At 43.7% G+C, this 21,799-nt stretch carries 22 protein-coding genes; 11 read left to right on the forward strand and 11 right to left on the reverse strand.

What is annotated here, in order from left to right:
* Window positions 1-42: 42 nt before the first annotated feature.
* The 7 genes from F6K46_RS12400 to F6K46_RS12425 form a co-directional block, all read right to left on the reverse strand.
* Window positions 43-1,590 carry a CHAT domain-containing protein gene (locus F6K46_RS12400; protein WP_293058712.1) on the reverse strand — a complete coding sequence of 516 codons (1,548 nt, stop codon included), beginning with the start codon at window positions 1,588-1,590 and terminating at the stop codon, window positions 43-45.
* 89 nt (window positions 1,591-1,679) lie between these two features.
* Entirely contained in the window at window positions 1,680-1,862 is a 183-nt protein-coding gene (locus F6K46_RS12405; RefSeq protein WP_293058714.1) for a hypothetical protein, read from the reverse strand.
* Between the two features lie 243 nt (window positions 1,863-2,105).
* Entirely contained in the window at window positions 2,106-2,495 is a 390-nt protein-coding gene (locus F6K46_RS40115) for a DUF4058 family protein (protein WP_366510719.1), read from the reverse strand.
* On the reverse strand, window positions 2,464-2,958 hold the full coding sequence (locus F6K46_RS40120) for a DUF4058 family protein (protein ID WP_366510720.1): 495 nt from the start codon (window positions 2,956-2,958) through the stop codon (window positions 2,464-2,466). Before F6K46_RS40120 ends, F6K46_RS40115 begins: the two co-directional genes overlap by 32 nt.
* Window positions 2,959-3,073: 115 nt before the next feature.
* Complete coding sequence (locus tag F6K46_RS12415; protein WP_293058717.1) at window positions 3,074-3,661, reverse strand: Uma2 family endonuclease; 588 nt, start codon at window positions 3,659-3,661, stop codon at window positions 3,074-3,076.
* 258 nt (window positions 3,662-3,919) lie between these two features.
* Window positions 3,920-4,666: a 16S rRNA (guanine(527)-N(7))-methyltransferase RsmG gene (rsmG, locus tag F6K46_RS12420; RefSeq protein ID WP_293058722.1), complete on the reverse strand. Its 747-nt coding sequence runs from the start codon at window positions 4,664-4,666 to the stop codon at window positions 3,920-3,922.
* Window positions 4,667-5,001: 335 nt separating this feature from the next.
* Complete coding sequence (locus F6K46_RS12425; RefSeq protein ID WP_293058725.1) at window positions 5,002-5,649, reverse strand: ABC transporter ATP-binding protein; 648 nt, start codon at window positions 5,647-5,649, stop codon at window positions 5,002-5,004.
* Between the two features lie 334 nt (window positions 5,650-5,983).
* On the opposite strand from F6K46_RS12425, the gene F6K46_RS12430 reads away from it, so the two are divergent.
* The 9 genes from F6K46_RS12430 (at window position 5,984) to F6K46_RS12470 (ending at window position 12,672) form a co-directional block, all read left to right on the forward strand.
* The gene (locus F6K46_RS12430; RefSeq protein ID WP_293058728.1) at window positions 5,984-6,931 is read left to right on the forward strand and encodes a Sll0314/Alr1548 family TPR repeat-containing protein; all 948 of its coding nucleotides are present in this window, start codon (window positions 5,984-5,986) and stop codon (window positions 6,929-6,931) included.
* A gap of 280 nt (window positions 6,932-7,211) precedes the next feature.
* Window positions 7,212-7,538, forward strand: a complete 327-nt coding sequence (locus F6K46_RS12435) for a hypothetical protein (RefSeq protein ID WP_293058731.1) — start codon at window positions 7,212-7,214, stop codon at window positions 7,536-7,538.
* 50 nt (window positions 7,539-7,588) lie between these two features.
* On the forward strand, window positions 7,589-8,131 hold the full coding sequence (locus F6K46_RS12440; protein WP_293058734.1) for a GIY-YIG nuclease family protein: 543 nt from the start codon (window positions 7,589-7,591) through the stop codon (window positions 8,129-8,131).
* Window positions 8,128-9,276, forward strand: coding sequence for a glutamine-hydrolyzing carbamoyl-phosphate synthase small subunit (carA, locus tag F6K46_RS12445; RefSeq protein WP_293058737.1), 1,149 nt, complete (start codon window positions 8,128-8,130; stop codon window positions 9,274-9,276). The genes F6K46_RS12440 and carA overlap by 4 nt, the downstream gene beginning before the upstream one ends.
* A 457-nt stretch (window positions 9,277-9,733) precedes the next feature.
* A complete protein-coding gene (locus tag F6K46_RS12450; protein WP_293058798.1) occupies window positions 9,734-10,102 on the forward strand; it encodes an STAS domain-containing protein in 369 nt (122 codons plus the stop codon).
* Window positions 10,103-10,326: 224 nt separating this feature from the next.
* Window positions 10,327-10,815, forward strand: coding sequence for a ribonuclease III domain-containing protein (locus F6K46_RS12455; RefSeq protein WP_293058740.1), 489 nt, complete (start codon window positions 10,327-10,329; stop codon window positions 10,813-10,815).
* Window positions 10,816-10,829: 14 nt separating this feature from the next.
* Window positions 10,830-11,879 (forward strand): 23S rRNA (guanosine(2251)-2'-O)-methyltransferase RlmB, encoded by a 1,050-nt coding sequence (rlmB, locus tag F6K46_RS12460; protein ID WP_293058743.1) that lies wholly within the window; start codon window positions 10,830-10,832, stop codon window positions 11,877-11,879.
* A gap of 73 nt (window positions 11,880-11,952) precedes the next feature.
* Entirely contained in the window at window positions 11,953-12,237 is a 285-nt protein-coding gene (locus F6K46_RS12465; protein ID WP_075900514.1) for a DUF1816 domain-containing protein, read from the forward strand.
* A 219-nt stretch (window positions 12,238-12,456) separates the two neighbouring features.
* Window positions 12,457-12,672 carry a hypothetical protein gene (locus tag F6K46_RS12470; RefSeq protein WP_293058750.1) on the forward strand — a complete coding sequence of 72 codons (216 nt, stop codon included), beginning with the start codon at window positions 12,457-12,459 and terminating at the stop codon, window positions 12,670-12,672.
* 365 nt (window positions 12,673-13,037) lie between these two features.
* On the opposite strand, the gene F6K46_RS12475 is transcribed toward F6K46_RS12470, so the two are convergent.
* The 3 genes from F6K46_RS12475 to F6K46_RS12485 form a co-directional block, all read right to left on the reverse strand.
* Window positions 13,038-15,422, reverse strand: coding sequence for a hypothetical protein (locus F6K46_RS12475; RefSeq protein ID WP_293058753.1), 2,385 nt, complete (start codon window positions 15,420-15,422; stop codon window positions 13,038-13,040).
* 406 nt (window positions 15,423-15,828) lie between these two features.
* Entirely contained in the window at window positions 15,829-17,043 is a 1,215-nt protein-coding gene (locus F6K46_RS12480) for a glycosyltransferase (RefSeq protein WP_293058756.1), read from the reverse strand.
* Between the two features lie 510 nt (window positions 17,044-17,553).
* Window positions 17,554-18,783, reverse strand: a complete 1,230-nt coding sequence (locus F6K46_RS12485) for a glycosyltransferase family 4 protein (protein ID WP_293058801.1) — start codon at window positions 18,781-18,783, stop codon at window positions 17,554-17,556.
* A gap of 296 nt (window positions 18,784-19,079) precedes the next feature.
* Between F6K46_RS12485 and F6K46_RS12490 the strand changes: the two genes are divergently transcribed.
* Together F6K46_RS12490 and F6K46_RS12495 are read left to right on the forward strand one after the other, a co-directional pair.
* Window positions 19,080-20,039 carry a glycosyltransferase family 2 protein gene (locus F6K46_RS12490; RefSeq protein ID WP_293058761.1) on the forward strand — a complete coding sequence of 320 codons (960 nt, stop codon included), beginning with the start codon at window positions 19,080-19,082 and terminating at the stop codon, window positions 20,037-20,039.
* A 639-nt stretch (window positions 20,040-20,678) separates the two neighbouring features.
* Entirely contained in the window at window positions 20,679-21,395 is a 717-nt protein-coding gene (locus tag F6K46_RS12495) for a heme oxygenase (biliverdin-producing) (protein WP_075900526.1), read from the forward strand.
* 290 nt (window positions 21,396-21,685) lie between these two features.
* Here F6K46_RS12495 and F6K46_RS12500 read toward each other — a convergent pair.
* Window positions 21,686-21,799: transposase (locus F6K46_RS12500; RefSeq protein ID WP_366510658.1), on the reverse strand; the 114-nt coding region annotated here is incomplete at its 5' end.

Raw genomic sequence — 21,799 nt, forward strand, 5'->3', positions numbered from 1 at the left:
TCTTAAATTTTTCAAAAAATTAATAAAATTAAGTAATAAAAACTACTGGTTACTTAGTTCTGCATTGAAGGCTTGAATTTCCCTCAAAAGCCTCTTTGCCTTTTTTTCAAGTTTTAATTCCTCATCTTGACTGAGAACTTCTTCTAACTGAGCCTCTACTTTGGCAAGCTGTTCTTGCTTGACAGCTATGCGTTTTGTATAGAACTCGTTTTCTGGATTATTAGGTAGTGGTTGAGATTTAGGAGGAGTCATGGAAACTGGAGGTTGAGTAGGCATAGCATCAGCTTCAACTGGAGAAGCTTTAAACAACTGTCCTCCCTCATTATCCTCCCAACGCAGATACAGCACTGGACGATACCACTGATTCCCTTCAATACCCATAGCACTTTGTCCCCGACCCAATGCGATCGCTAATGACTCTTGTTCCCCCACTGAATTATAAAACTCTTCCGCAAACAGACTAGCGGCATCCACCCTGATGGAATAGGTCATGGCCACTACAGCAGGAATACCTGCACCAATCAAACTCTGTGCCACACCATTGAAGACAGACTCACTTTTTCGAGACATGGCACTTTTGCAAGCACTCAGAACAACTAAAGCAATTCCCGGTTCTGAATGGGGTTGCTCCCCACGCTGCAAATTTCCCAAGAGTTCTCCCAGTTCTTTGGCACTGACATAATCAGCTTTGGCATCTGAGTCTTCAAACACCAAATAACCTTGAGGTTTTTTTGCCAATGGGGCACCGCATTCACACTGAGTTACACCCTGGTTATAAACTTTCTTGCACCCTATTTCATTACAGCGCTTGCCAAAAAAGCCATGTCCATCAAAATGCAGAACCTGAGGAACTGCTGAGGTTTGGCGCTTTGACAATCGCCTGCGGAGTGCTTTTAATGTAGCAGATTCTAGAATTTCGAGTTGAATTTTCCCTTGTTCCTGAGCCTGTTGCAATCCGTTTGCGATCGCATGTCGTTCAACAGCAGGTAACGATTCCATTCCCATTGTCTCATCCCCTGCCCCAGAGGAAATCAACAGGACATTGAGCCGTTCAACTCCCGGTAAATTAGGACGAGGACTACGATAGGCAATATAGCGCGAGAAGGTCACCCCTTGGTGGGCTAGAAACCCATACTGGTTATGGAGTAATTCCCACGGATAATCAGTAATGCGGACAGGTTTAGGGTCTTCTGCTGGAAACCGCAACCGAATATGTAAGAAAATGCGATCGCGTTTAGCCTCTGCTACTGCTGCCTCTATCACCAGCTGAATGTCTTGACCTAATATTTCATAGAGCCTACGCCCAATAGTAGCCAAGTATGGAGGGTCAAAAGCATTGCGCTTCGGTAGCAGCAGTTGCTCACGTACCATCCAAGCCTGCTCATCTTCCGAAAAGTTATCCTCTTTGAAGTGAGTTGACTCTAATATCTTAACTACCGTGAAACGTCTGTCCTGGACATGGGGAGTCTCACTGTCGAGAAAAGGCAGACCAGCTTCGTGATGGACTTCTCCTGATGAACCCTCCACAGTCACTTTGAAGCAGTCTTGCTTGCCTTCAATGGGATAAAATCGCAGTTCCAGCAGTGTCATTCCAAGATTTGCACCTTATCAGCTATGGCGAAAATTAACTCTAGTTAGTATATCATCTGATTTTCTTTGGTATCGCCAGCCGAGCACCCTTAGTTTAACAACTTTAGGGCTAATTCTACCCTTTTTATTTGATTTGTGAACATAGGAGTTATGGGAAAAGGGAGCAGGGAGTAAGGAGCAGGGAGCAGTAGGAAAGAGTTTGGATGATTTTTTGGTGTTCTTAAAAAGCGATGGAGCGCGGTCTTGGGGGTTTCCCCCATGAGCGACTGCATCAAGACACAGCAAGATTGTTCATGACCTATTTATAAACCCTATATAAACGCTATATATATCTTGTTTGATACAGATCCATAAAGCACAGGAAAAGAAAAACGAGGAATAGGGGAATAAAATTTGGGAAGTATCAACCCTCAACAAACTCCGTAATTCCTGGTGGCAACATTCCAGATACAGTTAATAAAGAATCAGGCAACTGTAACGGTGAAATTGTTTGATTATTTACCAGAATGACGTGACTATGATACCCTGCGCGTACGCAATTCTCGCTCCGTTAACCATGTATTAACCCAATCTCCGTCTTCTTCCGACAATTGCGGTAGTGGCTCTTGATTATAATCTATGAGTAAATCATAACTGGCTTGATCGTAGATATTACTCAACAATAGCTGTAAATCTACTAATGGTTCTGTATCTCCAGACTTCAGCGGTAAGGGAAATGAAGGGATAGTATCTGGTAAATTAAATCCATACAAATCAGCTTGAGGACGACGGTCTCCTCGACTGACTAAAATGCGATAATGGGTTTCAATATTGCTGTGATAAACTGGCATTGGTTGTCCCTTACGCAGTAAATCAATGTCTTGATGCAGTCGCTCATGGGGGAAACCCCCAAGACCGCGCTGCATCGCTTTCTACTAAATGAGTGAAACTGCCTAAGACTTTATTTCGTTTAGTCTCATATTGCTTGCGTCCTTCCCCAGAACGTTTATTAATGGGAGAGAGTATTTCAATAGCTGTTACTACTTCCTTGGTAGCTACCTCTCGCACTTCTAAATAACCTTGCTTAATGGTTTCAGGTACAGGAACTTGTACTGTTTGGGGTTGAGTTGGAGCTTGTGCAACTGCAACATTGGTCATTGGTTGTTTCGTTGTCACCTGTGAACCTTTGACAGTTAAATCTGGAATGCCAACCAGTAGAGATTGTTCCCCAATGGTTTCATACATGCGCACTTCAACACCAACTCTGTATTTGGGACGCAGTTGAGGAGAAAGGAATTTAGCCAGCTCCCCAATAAGTAACAAATGTACTCCTGGCCAAACTTCTGGATGTTCTAGGTAAGGGTTCATCCCTGGAAAAGGGGAAGGCATAAAATTTCCACCTCGGTGCTTAGAGCGTTCAACTTAGAGCATTCAGCATTCAGGTTTTAGAACTTAGCTGACAGCTGACAGCTAACGGCTGATGGCTAAAAGTCTATTAATTATTCTAAAGCGCACCATTCAACACTTGTTGTGCCGAAAGCTGTAACCCCAGAAAAATAGTTGATTCAATCAACTCATCCCCCACAACAACCGTTTCCTCATAAAGATCATCCACCAAGTGCAACACCACAACCTGCTTTTTGAGCGGATCGACAATCCAATATTCGCGAATCCCCAGCAAGTTATACTCCACTCGTTTGCTGCGATAATCCGTCGTCCGAGTTGATTCGCTAACCACTTCAACCACCAAAAAAGGTGGCGATTCGTTGAGACGAATGATCGCCTCTCGATCCAGCATTCCCTGCCATTGCTCCAGTGTTGCCACCGTCACATCTGGAATCCGCGCTGTATCCCAACGTCCCCCACGGGGCGACTCGATCGCAATAAACCCTTGCTTAGAAACCCAGGCTAACCCCTGATCCTGAATTTCAGCCCGAAATTGATCGTTGAGAAACTCAGTAATTGCACCATGTTGTCCTTTGGGTTGAGACATGGCAATCAGTTCCCCATTCACCAGTTCATAACGCCGATCAGTGCCATCGTTGTAGCTTAAGTAGTCTTCGAGGCTAAGCAGTGCAGTAGTGGCAGTCATCGGAGTTTTCCTAAGAAGCCATTTTTTTGATAATACTAGTTTAGCAAAAAATGGGTTAGAAACTGTCATTTATAGCGATTTGCAGATAAGTTAATTATGAAAATGGGGCTAAAAATATCAAGTTTACTTCTTACTTGCCAATAATAAATAACTTAGATTGGATACCAACTGATCTATTCCCAGATACGCTGTTCCCTGTTCCCTGCTCCCTAAAACTCAGTACGAGCTACCTCACCCAATTGAGAACTGCTATATCTTTTAATTCAAAGGTTCTTGTGCTGGTAATCCTACAGCACGGGGAAACTTAGCTACTGTTGGTGATAATACTTTCAACAACAAACAATGGCGAACACTATCACTCAAAGGCGTAGTAAATTTTTCAACTGATTCAATTTTTCCACCTAACTTTTTTACCGCTGGCTGTAAAGCCTCGGTTTCTTCATCTGTCCAATGACCACGATAAAGAATCGCCAAACCTCCCTGTTTTAGAAGTGGTAGAGCATATTCAGCACAAACAGAAGGGGCACTAACAGCACGAACTAGAGCAATATCGTAGGAGTGTCGATGCTGTTGCTTGTGTCCAATGGCTTCTGCTCTGCCAACTAAGGTTTTAACATTATTAATTCCCAACTGGGGGATTAAGGTTTGGAGAAAAGTAATTTTTTTGCGAGTGGAATCGAGTAAACTAATAGCAGTGTTAGGAAATGCGATCGCAACTGGTAATCCCGGAAATCCCGCACCTGTTCCAATATCAATAATTCTCTGTCCTGGAGTTACAGATTTCCATATAGGAGCCAATCCTACCAAAGAATCCCACAGATGCTTTTCCCAAAATTCCTCGGCAGCAGTAATCCGAGTTAAATTCAACTGACGATTGCCTGACAAAATCCCTTCATAGAGTTTCTGAAACAACTGTTGTTGTTCTGGATATGGCTGCCAATTTAGAGTTTTTTGCCAAAGCTCTGTCATCTCTGGCAGCAGTAAAACATTTTGGTCATTTGTCATTTTTGCTATTCTGTACTTGTTATGCTAAATAAACACTTTGGCAAAGGGAGCAGGGACTTCGGAGCAGGGAGTAGTGGAAAAAGCCCGTATTCAAAATTTTTTGTGAGTTGAATAGCATAATTTTAATTCTACAGTAAGCTTTCTGAGCTTTTTGACTATAAATTTAGCAGAAAAGGTACTGAAGAACCGTCATTTTTTGCTTTTTACTTTTTAATTTTTAATTTCTAAATAGGGATCCTAAATAAATTGTGATAATTTTTTTTCCCTACTCCCTACTCCCTACTCCCTACTCCCTACTCCCTACTCCCTACTCCCTTTCCTAAAGTACTCAACACTCACAACTCAGCACTAGCTAGATCAACAGCTTTTAAATCCCCTTGCTTAAGAGTCCAGCAACGGTCAGCAATAGGCAGTAAATCCTTAGCATCGTGAGTCACCACTAGGAGTGTCCAATGGGTTTTGAGTTTTGCCAGCAGATTGACTAACTGTCTTCGCATAGACCAGTCTAATCCAGCTGTTGGTTCATCCAACATCAGTATATGGGGTTGACGAATCAGTTGTACTGCTAGAGCAAGGCGTCGCTGCTGACCACCACTCATAGCATGGGGTGAGGTATGCAAGGCAAAATCAGCCAGTCCCACTTCCCCCAAAGCATCATAAACCCTTTGTGACCCCAACTCTGGATGTCCCATCCGCAATTCTTCCAGGATAGTCTTACCACAGAAATGCCGTTCTGGAAACTGAAACACTAATCCTGCCAGTTGGGGTAGGTGGTCGTTTGTGAGTTCAGTTTCTCCCCAAAAGATGTTTCCTGCCGTGGGCTGGGCTAATCCTGCCAAAATTTCCAATAATGTGCTTTTACCAGAACCACTAACACCAATTACTAGTCCCAATTCTTGTGGTGCTAGCTCTAGATTCAGACCCTTCAAGATCGGGGTGGAGCTAGCTGGTGGATGATAGGTTAAGTCTCTAAGATATAGCATTCCCTTCTACCCACTCCTTCCCCTCTTCCAAGGCTCCGGAGGTTTCAACATTTCATAAACATTACTATTGTAAGGACTCAGCTTAAGCGCTACGCGCACGCTACGCGAACAGGTATCAGGTATCAGCTATCAGGTATCAGCTATCAGTTATCAGTTATCAGCTATTAGGTTTGGCCAAAGGCCAAGCTACGGGAATGGCTGACCGCTGACCGCTGACCGCTGATAGCTGACTTACTATGTTATCCCCCAACTTCCGGTACCATGGAACCTGGCATCAAGTGCAACGTCAGTACTGAGGTTAGTAGCATATATTTTTAATATTGCCAGAATGACGATGAACCAAAGGTTTCGAGCACCAAAACAGATAGTTAAAGCCTGTGTCAGCACAGCAGTTGTATTAATCGGTTTATGGGGAATGCCCACCTTAGCAGCTGACCCCTTTCGCGACAGTAATCCTCGGGACATTGATGACACTGTTCAAGATGCGTTTGACTTCTTCTTCAAGGATGGAAACTATAAACAGGCTGAAGCTTATCTAAAAAAATCGGAATCTAGGCAGTCTAAAGAACCCATGACCTATGCTATGCTATCCTCTCTAGCTTACTTAGATCAAGATTGGGAAACCTTCAAGAGCTACGGCACTAAAACTCTTAATACGGCTAAGGAAATGATTCCTTCTGATCCCTTGCGGGGTAATCTCTACACAGCCGTCGGTTATTTTTTGGAAGGAGCTTACGATTTTGAAAAAGAAGGTCCCATCAGTGCCTTGACTAAATTACAAAAAGTTTTTGAATATCTCGATAAAGCTAAAGAAATTGCTCCTAATGATCCAGAGCTAAACTTGATTACAGGCTACATGGATTTAATGTTAGCAGTAAATTTACCATTTTCTGACCCATCTCAAGCCATTGACAAGTTAGAAACCTATGCTTTACCCTCTTATTTAGCCTATCGAGGTATTGCAGTAGGATATCGAGATTTAAAGCAATATTCTAAGGCAATAGACTATGTAGACCGGTCAATGGAAACAACACCAAGCAACCCAGATGTACTTTACCTTAAAGCACAAATTTTGCGAAAACTGGGGCAGGAGGAAAAAAGTTTAGATTTTTTTAACAAAGCTTTAGAAAAACAGACTCAACTGCCAAAACGCCACGCTGCCCAAATTACTTACGAGCAGTGCAAACTTGAAAATAAACTCACAGATGGGAATAGAAATTGCTCGAAGGAGCGGAATCGCATCCGGAAGCGTGGAACAGAAGTGGTTCAGAAAGATGACTAAGTTGACTGTTGAAGGTTGAAGGTTGCAGGTTGCAGGTTGCAGGTTGCAGGTTGCAGGTTGCAGGTTGCAGGTTGAAGGTTGCAGGTTGCAGGTTGCAGGTTGCAGGTTGCAGGTTTAGGGGCATTCCTTGTGGGTGCTCCTATGGCAATCCGATAGGATTCTTGAACAGTGACAGGTCTTACTCAGAACTCAGAAGTATATTTAACGGAAGTCTTGTTCAACAGTGAATCTTGATCAGGTATAATCACTCTGGTAAAGAATTCGGGATTGTCCTTGACTTATGGTTCGCCTTAAGATAATTAACAAGTTCGATAGCAGTTTTGTCCTAGCTCCAGAAGCCCGAGAGCACTTATTTGCTTTACTAATCGGGGAAAACTTTTTGGCTCAAGTAGCTGAAGCGGCTCAAGCTGACAGGGTTGAGTTTACTGAATTACTGTTTAAACCAGTTCCCTACACCACTTCAACCCCTAAGGGAATGCCAGCGGAATATGAGCAGTATCAGGAATCTGATGATTATATCATCATTAACGTACCTCCTAACTTCATGTTCAAAGCCAAAATCTTTAATCCCAGTCGCCTCTGTGCGATTTATCGCAAAATTCAATAATATTTTGTTGATATTATTTATTTTTGAATCTTATTTTTGAATCCCATCCTATGCTCACCTCTGATAATCAAATTCCCTCTCTGAGGGATTTAGAATTTATTCCCTATCTGGATAAAACGGGAAATATACCAGAATTTTTACAAAAAAAGATTGGTGTATACGCAATTTTTGACCAGGATAAAACCCTGAAATTTGTTAATTATTCCCGGGATGTATATATCAGCATCAAACAACATTTAGTTCGTCAGCCTCAATCCTGCTATTGGCTAAAAATAGAAACCATTGAAAAACCGGACCGGAGTCGATTAGAAACGATTCGTAAGGCATGGATTGAGGAGAATGGTGTTATCCCCGTGGGTAATGGAGAGCAGAAAAATTTGTGGAGTCAGCCGATTGATGCTAAAACCACAATGACTGAAGCAGAGCAATTAGACTATCAGCAAAGTGAGGAATTAGCAAAAACGAAGATTCTAAAAAAAATTGCTCGGAGAGTTGAAGCTAAAATTAAAGATGAGCTAGAATCCCGAGGGGTAAAGACTGAAATTCGCTTCAATCCTAAGCTTAAAGAAAAGGGTTTACTTGATATAAAATGACTATCTCAACGGCTCATCCAGCTCTGTTAGTTCTCGCTGATGGCACAACTTACCAAGGCTGGTCTTTCGGAGCGACTGGTACAACCATTGGTGAAGTAGTGTTTAACACTGCTATGACGGGTTATCAAGAGGTGGTGACAGATCCCAGCTACTGCGGTCAAATTGTGACCTTCACCTATCCAGAATTAGGCAATACTGGTGTTAACCCATCCGATGAAGAATCTGCTCATCCTCAAATCAGAGGTGCAATTGCCCGTAACATCTGCTACCGTCCCAGTAACTGGCGCTCTACCCAGTCCTTGCCCGATTATCTGGCAGAACACAACATCCCAGGAATTTATGGCATAGATACAAGGGCATTAACCCGCAAAATACGCTCCATTGGTGCCATAAACGGTGCTATTTCCACAGAAATCCTTGACTCTGCTGAGTTATTGTCCGAAGTGCAAGCGGCTCCGAGTATGGCAGGATTAAATCTAGTTAAAGAAGTGAGCACTGACAAGGTTTACGAATGGTCTGATCCTACGGAAGCCAATTGGGAGTTCGGTCCTGGGGTTGATGGAGTGGAAAAGGACAAGCCTTTGACAGTTGTTGCCATTGATTTTGGGATTAAACGTAATATTCTCAAACGTCTAGCTAGCTACAATTGTCGGGTAATTGTCGTCCCTGCTAATACACCGCCAGAAGAAATTGCTAAATATAATCCCGATGGGATATTTCTGTCCAATGGACCAGGGGATCCGGCTGTAGTACTCGAAGGCATCTCAACCACCAAAGCGTTATTGGAGCGTCAGCAACCTATTTTTGGCATCTGCATGGGACATCAGATTCTTGGTCTTGCCCTAGGAGCGCAGACCTTTAAACTTAAATTTGGTCACCGAGGTTTGAATCACCCAGCCGGTTTGCAGCAAATGGTGGAAATTACTAGCCAAAACCATGGTTTTGCTATTGATCCCGATACCTTAGGCACGGAGGTGGAAATTACTCACCTAAATCTCAATGACCGCACTGTGGCAGGGTTGCGTCACAAATCCTTACCGTTCTTCTCAGTACAGTATCACCCAGAGGCTAGTCCTGGTCCTCACGATGCTGACTATTTATTTCAGCAGTTTGTCGAGCTGATGCGTTCGCGTAGCGTGGCCTAGAGCCAATTCCGTAGCGTGGCCTAGGGCGTGTTTTCAAAGTTTTCCGCAAGATTATGATCCCCCCCAGCCCCCCTTAAAAAAGGGGGGAGCCCATACTCAAAGTCCCCCCAGAATTGGGGGGCTAGGGGGGCTAAACCATACTCAGAATCAGCAACGCCCCATTGCCAGCAAAGCAAGAAATCAGCTTCAGTTATAATTAATCGGTTACAATTGCGGCTGGCTTAATTTTACCCTACCCCCAAACCCGCTCACCCTACCCCCCACACTCTGATACTGTTGTATAATAAAAAATTGACGTTGTTTTAGCCCCTTGACGTGCTAACCAACAAGCAAAGGTTATGGTGATAGGGCGCGTGTATCAACGGTAGCCAAGTCATCAATCTACTGTCACAGTAGTCAACTTGACAGTAGAAGTATTAGATTATTGATATTTATAAGCTATATCTAGGAGGGTGTTATTCCTGAACAACTAACCCTTACAGTCAGTTTAAGGGGCACTCGCCAAGTCGAGTCAAATTATCAAATTTTCCGCCTTACTGGATTGCTAGATGCCTTTTCGGAATCTACTCTCCGTAACGTTATTGGCAAATGTATTGATGAAGGTCCACCGGATATTATTCTGGACTTATCTAAAATTGATTTTGTCGATAGCTCTGGTTTGGGTGCTTTGGTGCAACTAGTTAAGAAAGCTAAAACTTCTGACGGAAGTCTACAAGTCGTGACCAATCCCCGGGTGACTCAAACTGTGAAACTAGTGCGCCTAGAACAATTTCTCTCTCTGCAAGATTCTCTGGCGGTAGCTGAGGAGAAATTCAAGGGTAAATGACAAAATCGTTGCTGAAGGCGGGGACAAAACTCGCCTTCAGGTGCGACCCGTGGCGAATTTAATTCGCCAACGGAAAGGGCACCTAACTTTCTCAGCAGTGGGGAATCGGTGAGATTTGAGTGTGAGTAACTTGACTTCTTGCCAATGTATTGAATAGTGGAAGGAGAAATTGTTGAAAGATTTCAAATTTGGTCTAGTAAACAAAAGACCGTGAGACCCCAAAGATGGCTCAAACAGATGCACAATTAGACCCCTTGGAAGAGGATAGCAATGGCGATGGAACTGACTCTATAGTATTGTGGACAGAGTTTCGATTTAGGCAATTCATGGCGAAAGTTGATCAAATCGCCAAAATTCAACAGATTTCCCCAGCATCCTTGGCATATATAGGAGATGCTGTTTATGAACTTTACATCCGAACCCACTATCTGCTACCACCGAGGCGAATCTGTGACTATCATAACCAGGTAGTGGCTCATGTGAGAGCAGAAAGCCAAGCTGAGATTTTGCGATCGCTAGAACCTTACCTAACTGCTTCTGAAAAAGACGTTTTACGGCGCGGACGGAATGCTGCCACAAAGAGCCCCCGGCGTCTCAATCGAGAAATCTATCAACAAGCTAGTAGCTTAGAAACCTTACTGGGATACCTCTACCTTACTGATACTCAACGCTTGACCCAGTTATTGGCTCATCTACAACTCGACACCCCATAAATACTAATTCTATTATGGCTAATCAAAACCCCTCCTCTGATGCCTCCTCTGATGCTTCTGGTCAGATCAAGGCAGGGAAGTCCTCTGTGAAGCAAGGTGAGAATAAAAAATTATCTCGTTCGACCCCAGCCAATTCTCACAAGAACGGGAAACCCCCTCGAAAGAACTACCACTCTCGAAAACCACGGCCAAAACATTCCCATCACTCCGAGGAAACTCAGCTGAAGGAGCATGGGTACCCTAAGTCAAAACTTGTAAGTAGCACAGAAGAAGAGAGTGACTTAATCTACGGGCGTCATTCAGTTCTAGCAGCTCTCCAAAACCAGCACCAGTTAAACCGAGTTTGGATTATTTCCCAGCTACGTTACGATCCTCGCTTTCACTCCTTACTGGTTCAAGCCAAGGCTAACGGTACAGTAATTGATGAAGTAGCACCAAAACGCCTGAGCCAAATTACTAAAGGTGGTAACCATCAGGGTGTGGCAGCTCAAATAGCACCTTACGACTACATAGATTTAAATGACTTAATTGACAAAGCAAAATGGGCAACTGAGCAGCCAGTTTTATTGGCTTGTGATGGCATTAATGATCCTCAAAATTTAGGGGCGATTATTCGTACAGCAGAAGCTCTAGGCGCTCAAGGCTTAGTCATACCCCAACGTCGAGCTGTTGGTGTCACCTCAACTGTGAGGAAAGTGGCAGCAGGAGCTCTAGAAACCTTTCCTATTGCCAGAGTTGTCAATCTCAGTAATGCCCTAGAGCAGTTGAAAACTGCGGGCTTTTGGATTTACGGAACTGCTGCCGGTACTGGTAAACTTTTACACAAAGTTGATTTGACGGGTTCAGTCGTATTGGTAATAGGTTCAGAGGGGAATGGTTTAAGCCTAAGGTCACAAAGCTGCTGTGACATGTTAGTCTCAATTCCATTACAGGGTAAGACCCCTAGCCTCAATGCCTCAGCAGCAACTGCTATGGTGTTATATGAAACCTATCGGCAGCGTTGGTCAGACTTACTGTATCTAGATACTAATTCCAATCAACAGATTGTGAAACAAGAAAAGTAAAGTAAATGGAGGATAAAAACGTTTAAAAGGCTATTAAATTAACAGAGATTATCCTTGAAACTAGGTAGATTTCATGAAAGAAGCCTTAATCAAAATCTTCGACGTCTTAGGGTTAGCGTTTTGGGTGGAAATCATCACCGAAACCCCCAAGTGTACCTACTACTTTGGACCCTTTGTTAACCAGCAGGAGGCTCAGGCTGCCAAATATGGATACATTGAAGACTTAGAAAATGAAGGAGCTCAAGGCATTATGGTAACTCTCAAACGCTGCAAACCCAATAGACTAACAATTTTTGATGAGTTGCCAGAACAAACTGAACTAGACAAATCGTCTAGCTTGAGTAAGCCGATTTTTTGAAAAAGGATGAAGTTTAACCTGTAGGGTGTTAAGTGTGAAGCATGAAAACGCTCTAAGTAGTCTCTAGTTAAAGTAGCCCGTAAGCTGACGAAGTCAGCGCAGCTCTCGGAGCTTGCATCCCTTGAGAACGCTGACCGCTCCAAGTATAGTTAGCATGTGCTGGAAATTTGGTATACAATTACGTGGAGTTTTTAACAAGCAAAAATACTTAATATAAAGATGTTAACTTCTTCCGACCATATGACAGATTTATCCAATGCCCACTGGCAGAGCAATTCCCGTTCTGTTGTCACTGGTGAGCCCCAGCTGAAGAAATTGATGACATCAGTTTATGGGGTTGACCAGCAAGTAAAGTACCTTCACTTACAGGCAGAAGTTGAATCCCTCTGGCAGCACCAGCAATTACTTAAGCAACAACGGTTGGTTTTACGTTGAACAGACTTCGCGGCAGTTGTCGGGAACAGCGGATCACCGGAACAGGGAATAGTGCACAAGAATTGACGTAAAGCGATGCAGAGGTGCGACCCGTGGCGAATTTAATTACGGGTCAAACGCACCATTACGGTCTTGGGGTTCCCCCCACTCGCCCTTTGCATCAAGAACACTATCAGAAAAATACTTTTGCAAGAGGTCTAACCAATGCGCTTAAGTACAAGTATTCTAGCGTTTATCGAAGTTATGAGGTACACTCTTGAGGCAGCGCATTCCTATTCCCTATTCCCTGTTCCCTGTTCCCTGTTCCCTAAAATCCCGAAATTTTGTACCTCATAGCTATGAGAATTGCTATATAAGTACAAACATTACTCAAAACGCTGATGCTTGGCTGACCAACGCTTAAGGCTATAGTTATTTGGTTCATCAATGACTATAGCTGCAGGACCCCCATCCCCTAAATCTGCGATCGCAGTCATGGAAGTGTTGGAATCTTGGGAAAATTCGCTGTATAGTAAGGCTCCTGTGTCAGAAAAAATCATGGTGCGGGGTTTGTAGATAGTAGTTCCCCTATCTGTATCCATCCCGTGATTAATACTATCCGATAGACCAACGTCGGTAGATTCTGAGGTAACCGATATTTCTTGATATAAGGTTAGCACCGCTTCTGGCTGGTTGTTGCCAGTCAGCTCGATCGGTCTAACTGACCAATGCCCGATCTCCTGAAGCATCATTGGTAAACTAGGAAGGGGTCCTGGGGAGAACTGACCACTGTTGGTTAATTCCTGCCAGAGTACTGGCAGCATGGCTGAGACCGACTCGGGGTTAAGGTGGTAGAGTGCTGACAAGGTAATCGCACTTGGGTCTAACCAGCGCAGTCCTGTATCGGTGTGTGCTAGCAGGTGCTGATTAGAGCCATCAACAGCTAGAGCTTCACTAGGGAATTTCCCACCTGCTGCCAACAGCTTAATCATCCCTTCCTGGTAGGAAACCCCCTTGACCGTAGCTGTGGTTGATTGCTGAATACCATTGTCATTCCAAAGGCTAATCCGAATCTGGGGGTCAACGTCTAAGCCCAAATATCGCCACAATCGCTTGCCCTTGGTCAAAGTGGGCAGCCGTAAATCAGAAAAGGGCATCCACCGCCAACCCTGACCATCGTGAAATGCTTTTACCTGTACTTGATACCAAACTTCCTCGGGGTTTTTTTCTAGAGTGAGGGGGACAGATGGACATGGGGACAGGGGTGAAACTGCTATACTCTCTTCCTCTGCTACAGACACCAATTCAGTACTTTCCTGTTGCCTTTGGCAGTGCTGTTCTCCTATTCCCCCATGTCCATCTTCCGGTTGCAGCCAATCTGTTGTGTTGACAGTTTGAATTATTTCTGAATTGCCAACCAGTTGACTGAAGTGCCTGACGATAGCTGGAACTGGGTTTAAGGCATTGTCCATATGGTTGAGGAGTTGGTAAACCTGGGGATTAGTTTGGGGTAATTCCTTCACCCATGCGATCGCTTTTTGAGGGTCTTCCTGGGCTGCCAAAATCAACCCTCCCCAAGCTTGTACATTGCTGTCATCAGGATTCACTTCTAGAGCTGCTTCCACCCGCTGCCACAATCCCCCAGAATCGGTCTTTAGCATCGTGATAATATCCCCCAACTGAGCACCATCCACTGCCGTCTGAAACACTGTTTTTGCCTCCCCCCAGCGACCATCCAGGAGATAGGCAAAGATAGCCGCACTGGCACTTGCCCAAATTTGATTGGCCTGAGACTCGGTAACCTGAGCGTGCAGTTTAACCAAATCCATTTGGGCTTGAGCCTCTGCTGACCAGTGTTTTGGTCTCTGTTGGTTCAACCATTGCCAAGCATCAGACCACAAACCATTACGCGCTAGATTTAAACCATTGCGATAGAGTTTAGTATCTATCGCTGCTTGGGTCAGGGAAATTTCCTCTAGATAAATCGGGTTGGGAACAAAAGTCCGAGGTTGAATTTGGTAAACCTTGAACTGGGGTTCCAAGCCTACAGTATGATTAACCACTAATTCTGGAGTAGCACCACCGGTCACTTCCTGCCAATAGGGAGAACCTTCATTAGGGCTTTTCCACTCCAACATCATACTCAGGTGTGTCTGGTCCGGATTGTAGTGAATAATTTGTCCATAGCTTGAGGGTGTATTCTCTGAGGCCACTTGACCCGAGAGGTTGAACCAAAACCCTTCCTCTAGAGCTTGTTGATCGAAACGATCGAGTTTAGTTAAAGGTAGTGAACGGGAGACACTAGCATCAGCCGATCCTGTGTTCACTTGGGTAGACAGCACAAAATATTCGATCGGGGCAGTGATAGGCAGCTGACTAACTAGCTGATAATACTGCTGTTGTCTATTGCTTTGTTCAAGGGGCTGATAGACTCTGAGTTCCACAATCTGGTTACAATTACTTTGGCATGATGGTGGTGATGCCAAAATCGGTAGCAGCAAGTCAGAGTTAAGGGCAACGGGTGTGCTCGCCGTTAGTCCATTTTCACGAATCTCCCCTTGAATTTGGGCAAATGTCTTGGCAGATGAAGGAACAGTCTGGGGGATACGAGCCCAACTCGGCAAAATGTGATTGATCCAGACAATCGAATCAGGGTCAATAATTAACATAACCGCCACCCAGATACTACCGGCAATGATACCGCTAGTGGTGATTAAGGCAGCGATCGCGCCCAAGGTTGTTAACCAACCACCTCTACTAGACTTTTGCACTGATGTTTTAATAGTTTATCTTTCTAGTTTTTTCCTAGTTTTAAAAAAATGTTGGCGGCAATATAGCAGTTCTAAATTGGGTGAGGTACATGTTGGATTTTAGGCAACAGGCAACAGGCAACAGGCAACAGGCAACAGGGAAACAATCTTGTGTACCTCATAACTATGAGACACCCGATAGATGATAGATAGTAATTAGCGAAATTCTACATATTTTTGGACTTAAAGGCTAATTCGTCCACGTCCATGTCTTTGTCATTCTCCCTTGCTCACTCTAAAAATCGTGACTAAACCAGTTTGCTCACAGTCGCTGCGGCGTGCTAAACCCTAAACCCTAAACCCTAAACCCTAAACCCTACACCCTAAACCCTACACCCTGAGCCAAAGGCACCCTAACCCTAAATCCTTAACTTGTGATTACCTGCTCATATAGCTCACCAGCACGTTCCCAAGTATATTTCTGTTCAATATACCCTCGACCATTTTCAGACAGTTGTTTACGGAGTTGGCGGTCTTCAAATAACCGACTAATGCCATAAACATATTCTGTTGTATCATTTGCTCGCAATGCCCGCAAAGGGACATCCCCGCCATCAACTGTCAAGCCCTCCAAACCGCGATCGCTTCCCACGACCGGTACTCCTGCTGCCATCGCTTCGAGAGTTTTATTTTTTACGCCAAATCCACTTTGCATTGGCACCACAAATATAGTTGCCTTATGAAGGTGGTCTACTAAAGAAGGCACTGCGCCAGTTACAGTAATCCCTTGGATCTCTTCTAACTCTAGCACCGCTTGCACCGGTTTGGGTCCGACCAATTCTAGCTTGGTATCAGCATAGCGCTCTGTAATTGCTGGGAACACCTCTAGGCTAAAATAACGAGCTGCTTTGATGTTTAGTGGGTTATCCATCGCCCCAGTAAATACTAATCTGTGTCCACCAGGATCGGAGATGCGCCTGGGAAATAAATTAACATCAACCCCATTAGAAATCAATGTAATTTTACTGTCTAGCTCAAATGATTCTATTTGCCGTCTATCTTCTGCTGTTGTGACTACAATGTCTGTAAACTTAGCACAATATTGCTCTTCATAGCGACGTAATAGGGGCAAATTTAACTGGTCTTTCAGCTGATTGTCTGATGTTTTGGTTTCCAGCTTGTCCAGAGATTTCCGGTATACAGAATGATGAATATTCACCACAGTTCGCAGCTGCTCCCGCCACTCTGGTCGCACATAAATTTCATTGGTACTGTGTTCACAGGTAATCAGGTCAAATTGTCCCGCCTCTACAGCCTGATCCAGCCATTGCTGCATTGGAGTTGAGTAGAGTTGGAGTACTTTCTGGGGCGTTCCCTGTTGCAAAATGGTACTCCAGCGCTGCAATTTATCCTTTATGCCTTTCTCTTGTTCTGATGGCTGCGGTTGGGGAAACATCACCAGTTCTTCCACCCACTGCTGCAATTTTTCCACATCGATCTCCGTGATCTCCTCAGAACGTTGAGTAACCAAGGTGATAGCATGACGCTTACTCAGGTACTTAAGTAAATTAAACGTCCTGACCTGAGTTGCCCCCCGCGTTGGCGGATAGGGAAAGGTTGTGGAGATCATTAGAATCTTCATAGGACGTTACTACTTTGAGCAATAAGTGACCACAAGGAAAGGACAGGCAATAATTCATGCTTATCTCACTTTTTACATGAGTTAAGGATTAATTTATTTATACTATTTTTTAAAAATCTAAACTTTTATTAACATTTCGTAATTTTATTTTACTCCAACTTCTTATTGTATAAAATACGTGATAATCGATATTGCCAAGGTTGGGGTTTTTGATAATTCTGATTACTGCAGAGTAATTCCCGATTACCTATTACCCAAAACCCAAAAAACAACGACAAAGAACACTACCGAAAAAATCGGACAGTATAAATGTATTATATCTTCATACCAATACATTTATACAATTGTGAATTTTCCTCTAGAAAATATAGTTAAAAATTCAAATTTACCGATTGACCAAACACCACCTAGCCTAATCTCTCTATGACTTCCAGTGACGGTGATTTAGAGGGGTTTGCCACCGTCACGGAGTTTTCCTACTCTCGGAAGTTTTTAGATGAACATATGCCACTAACTCCTAACCAGTGACTGAGATAGGGCTTGTTCGTAGCATTGACCAGCCCGATCCCAGGTGTATTCATCCTCGATCAATAAGCGCCCGTTTTGGGACAACTTTGCTCGCAGCTGTGGGTCTTCAAACAAACGAGTGATGGCACTAATATACTCCTTAACATGATTTGCCCGCAATGCTCGCAGAGGTGTATTGGCACCATCAACCGCCAATCCCTCCAAACCGCGATCGCTTCCCACTACAGGTACCCCAGCCGCCATTGCTTCCAGGGTCTTGTTTTTAATGCCAAAGCCAGTCCGCATCGGTACCACACAGATAGTTGCTTGATGGAGATACTCTACCATTGATGGCACACGACCGGTGACCGTAATTCCCGACAATGCTGCCAACTCCAACACCGAAGGTACTGGTCTTGCTCCTACCAGGTCCAGGCTAGCATCTCGATAGCGTTCTTTAATGGCTGGAAAGACCTCCAAGCTGAAAAAGCTTACAGCATCAATGTTGGCTCGGTTATCCATAGCTCCAATAAAAACTATGCGATGTCCCCCTGGGTCAGCAGTGCGTTGGGGAAATTGAGTCAAATCCACCCCATTTGGAATCACCACAATTTTACCCGATGGCTTGTAGGCAGCTATCTGGCTTTGATCCTCCGGTGTTGTGACCACAAGGCCAGTAAATTTGGCACAGTATCGTTCCTCATAGCGGCGCAACAGGGGTAAATTTAACTGGTCTCTTAGCTGATTTTCCGAGGTTCCTGTTTCCAACTGATTACGGAACGTACCATACACAGAACTGTGAATATTCACCACCGTTCCCAGCTGCTGTCGCCATTCTGGTCGTACATATATTTCATTTACACTATGTTCACAGGTAATAATGTCAAACCGTCCAGCCGCCACAGCTTCATCCATCCATTGCTGAATTTCCGGGGAGTAGAGATGTAGCACACTGGGGGGGATGCCTTGGCGTAAAAAATTACTAAATCGCTTTACTTTTCCCCAGATTCCTCCTGAGGGATCACAAGGCTTTGGTTGGGGGAAAACCACCAATTCATCTACCCATTTACCGAGTTTTTCCACTTCCTGATCCGTGACATCTTCTGAACGTTGAGTAATCATGGTGATATCATGACTTAACTTAAGATGTTTTAGTAAATTAAATGTCCGTACCTGAGTTCCTCCCCTAGTGGGGGGATAAGGAAAGGTGGCAGATAGCATGAGAATTTTCATCATATCTTCAGGTTAGGTAAGAAGTTGCTATAAGTCATATCTAGTTCGTTATAACCGGGTGCATGTCAATTTTGTTAATCCCTGATTCAGATCCCCCTAAATCCCCCTTAATAAGGGGGACTTTTCCATCTAATTCCCCCCTTTTTTAAGGGGGGTTAGGGGGGATCTATTTACCTAATTACAAAGTTGACATGCTCCCGTTATAACCGGACTTGATATCAGGCATCCAATAGGATAATTTTATGTCAACAAATCAATGAATTGAGTGACTTGATAGTTTCATCTATAACAATACAATGATTCAACGAGTCCCCAAGGTTAGTGTGTGTATTCCTACATTCAATCGCGTTAATTTACTTCCTTATGCGATTGACAGTGTTATTAAACAAACGTATCAAGACTGGGAATTAATTGTCTGTGATGATGGTTCAACTGATGACACTCCTGAGTTAATGTCCCAGTATCAGGATAGCCGAATTAACTACATCCGTCACCCCAAAAATATTGGAAAAAGTAATAATATGCGCTCTGGATTTGATGCGGCATTGGGGGAATATTTTATTAAATTTGATGATGATGACCGGCTGAAACCTGAATTTTTAGCCAAAACAACGGCTATCTTAGAGCCAGACCATACTATTGATTTTGTCGGGACAGATCATTGGGTAATTAATAGTAATAATACTAGGGATGAATCAGCTACCAAATTAAACTCTCAGAGGTGGGGAAGAACTAAGTTAATCCAAGGCATTGTTGATAATTTAATTGAGGTTGTTTTTATTCAGCAGAGCTTTCAAATTGGCGCTACGTTATTTCGGATGCAGGCGTTGAAAGATGTGGAATTTATGCGTCCTAACATCCAAAATTGTGAAGATAATGATTTATTCGTTCGGCTGGCTATTGCGGGCAAGAAAGCTTATTATTTACCCGAATTGTTAATGGAATATCGATTCCATGCCCAACAGCAAGGGATTAGTCGAGCAATTCCCTATTTACAGGATAAACTGCGTTATCTAGAAAGTTATAACTTTGAGTCAGAAATGTTGGAGACAGTTAGGCGATCGCGTCTGACGGAAACTAAGCTACTACTAGGATTGCGGCTGATTGAAATTGGACAAACATCAACCGGACGTGAATTAGTTTGGTCAGGAAAAGCTTGCTCCCCCTCAAAAGCTTGGGTTGCTTTGGTGTTGTCCCTATTGCCACAAGGATGGCGTTCTCAGGCGTTTAGTGTGTTGCGTCAATTCAAGCCATAGACTCTCTGGGAATTCCGGGCTAGAAAAAATTTGATTAAATTGCCAAGGCATTGGCAGCCTCACCATGCTGAAGCAAATTTCCACTCTTTTGGTGCCCGTTCCCTTGGTGAGGTTCGGGCAGTGCCTTGTCGCACCGCCTTTAATGAGACTACTTGTCAGCTCTCAGCACTCAGTCGTCAGCTTATTTTATTCAAAGCACCTCAAGTATTCTGCAGGTAGGGCATAAACACATCAAATAGCGTGGCCACAGGCCAATGGCTGAGAGCTGAGAACTGAGAGCTGAGAGCTGAGAGCTGAGAGCTGAATCCTGACCACTCCTTAAGTATTTGTACTTAAAGAATCCTGGTGTCTTGCTAGTTTCTAGAGCTTTTTGGATGGTTGCGACAGTTGAGCCTTTGAATCTAGCATACAACTTCTCCCGTCCCCCCTCTGTGTACTGATCAAACCATTGTTAGACTGATCAGTTTCAGGATCTATGAACTTGCTCTCTGACGGTGGGGGAGGTAGGATCTCGGGTTTACGTAAGAATTCTTAACAAAATTTTTCATTAAATCAGTTTACTCTAAAAATTTGGAAAGATATTCGCTTGTCTGTAAGTAGTAATACAAATAACGTCAACTTTAGGAACAAAAATAAAGAATGAGTACCAATTTAGCCACCAAGTTGCGTGAAGGCACAAAAACATCCCATACCATGGCAGAGAATGTGGGTTTTGTCAAGTGCTTTTTGAAAGGAACCGTTGAAAAAACCTCCTACCGGAAATTAGTCTCCAACCTTTACTTCGTCTATTCCGCGATGGAAGAGGAGATGGAGCGCCATCGGGAACACCCCATTCTTTCAAAAATCTACTTCCAAGAGCTCAATCGGAAAAAGAGCCTAGAGCAAGACCTATGCTATTACTACGGTTCTAACTGGCAAGACAAAGTAGTCCCTTCAGTGGCGGCTAAAGAGTATGTGCAAAGAATTAAAGATATGTCTGAGAAGGAACCAGAACTATTGGTTGCTCACTCCTACACCCGCTATCTAGGGGACTTATCTGGCGGACAAATTCTCAAAAAGATTGCCCAGCGCGGGATGAACTTATCAGATGGGCAAGGTACTGCTTTTTATGAATTCAAGCAAATCCCTGATGAGAAGGGATTCAAGACTAAGTATCGGCAAGCCATGGATGAGCTACCCATTGATAATGCCACAGCGGATCGGATTGTGGAAGAAGCTAATGCTGCCTTTGGCATGAATATGAAGATGTTCCAGGAACTGGAGGGTAACCTGATTAAAGCCATTGGTATCATGCTATACAACACCCTTACCCGTCGTCGCGTTCGTGGCAGCACAGAACTAGCTACAGCTGAGTAAGCTTATTGCACAAACTGCGATTAGCACCAAAGATGGGTGGCGACTAATCACCTTAACTAGAAATCAAGGCGATTAGCTTTAGTATCCTGTAATTAGTTATTAGTAGTTAGTAGTTTGGAGGTAAGCATTCAGCCTATCGCTATCAGCGATTAGCTTATGTGCTAGGCTGGATGCTTACGTTTTGAGTACTAACTACTAATTGACAATCTAATGTTGCAAAATTGAAAAAATAATTAACATAAATACAGCGGTTTGCAATTCAGTTAGGTACAAAGTTCTAGGGCGTGTCATCAATTAAGCCAGATTACGGCAGCAGCCAGATAAATTGCTCCTAGAAAGTTCTTGGCTCGCTTATCGTAGCGCGTCGCGATCCCTCGATATTGCTTGAGTCGGGCAAAGAAATT

Origin of the sequence: Moorena sp. SIO3E8 (assembly GCF_010692445.1) — a bacterium.
In the GTDB taxonomy this organism is placed as follows: Bacteria; Cyanobacteriota; Cyanobacteriia; order Cyanobacteriales; family Coleofasciculaceae; genus Moorena; species Moorena bouillonii.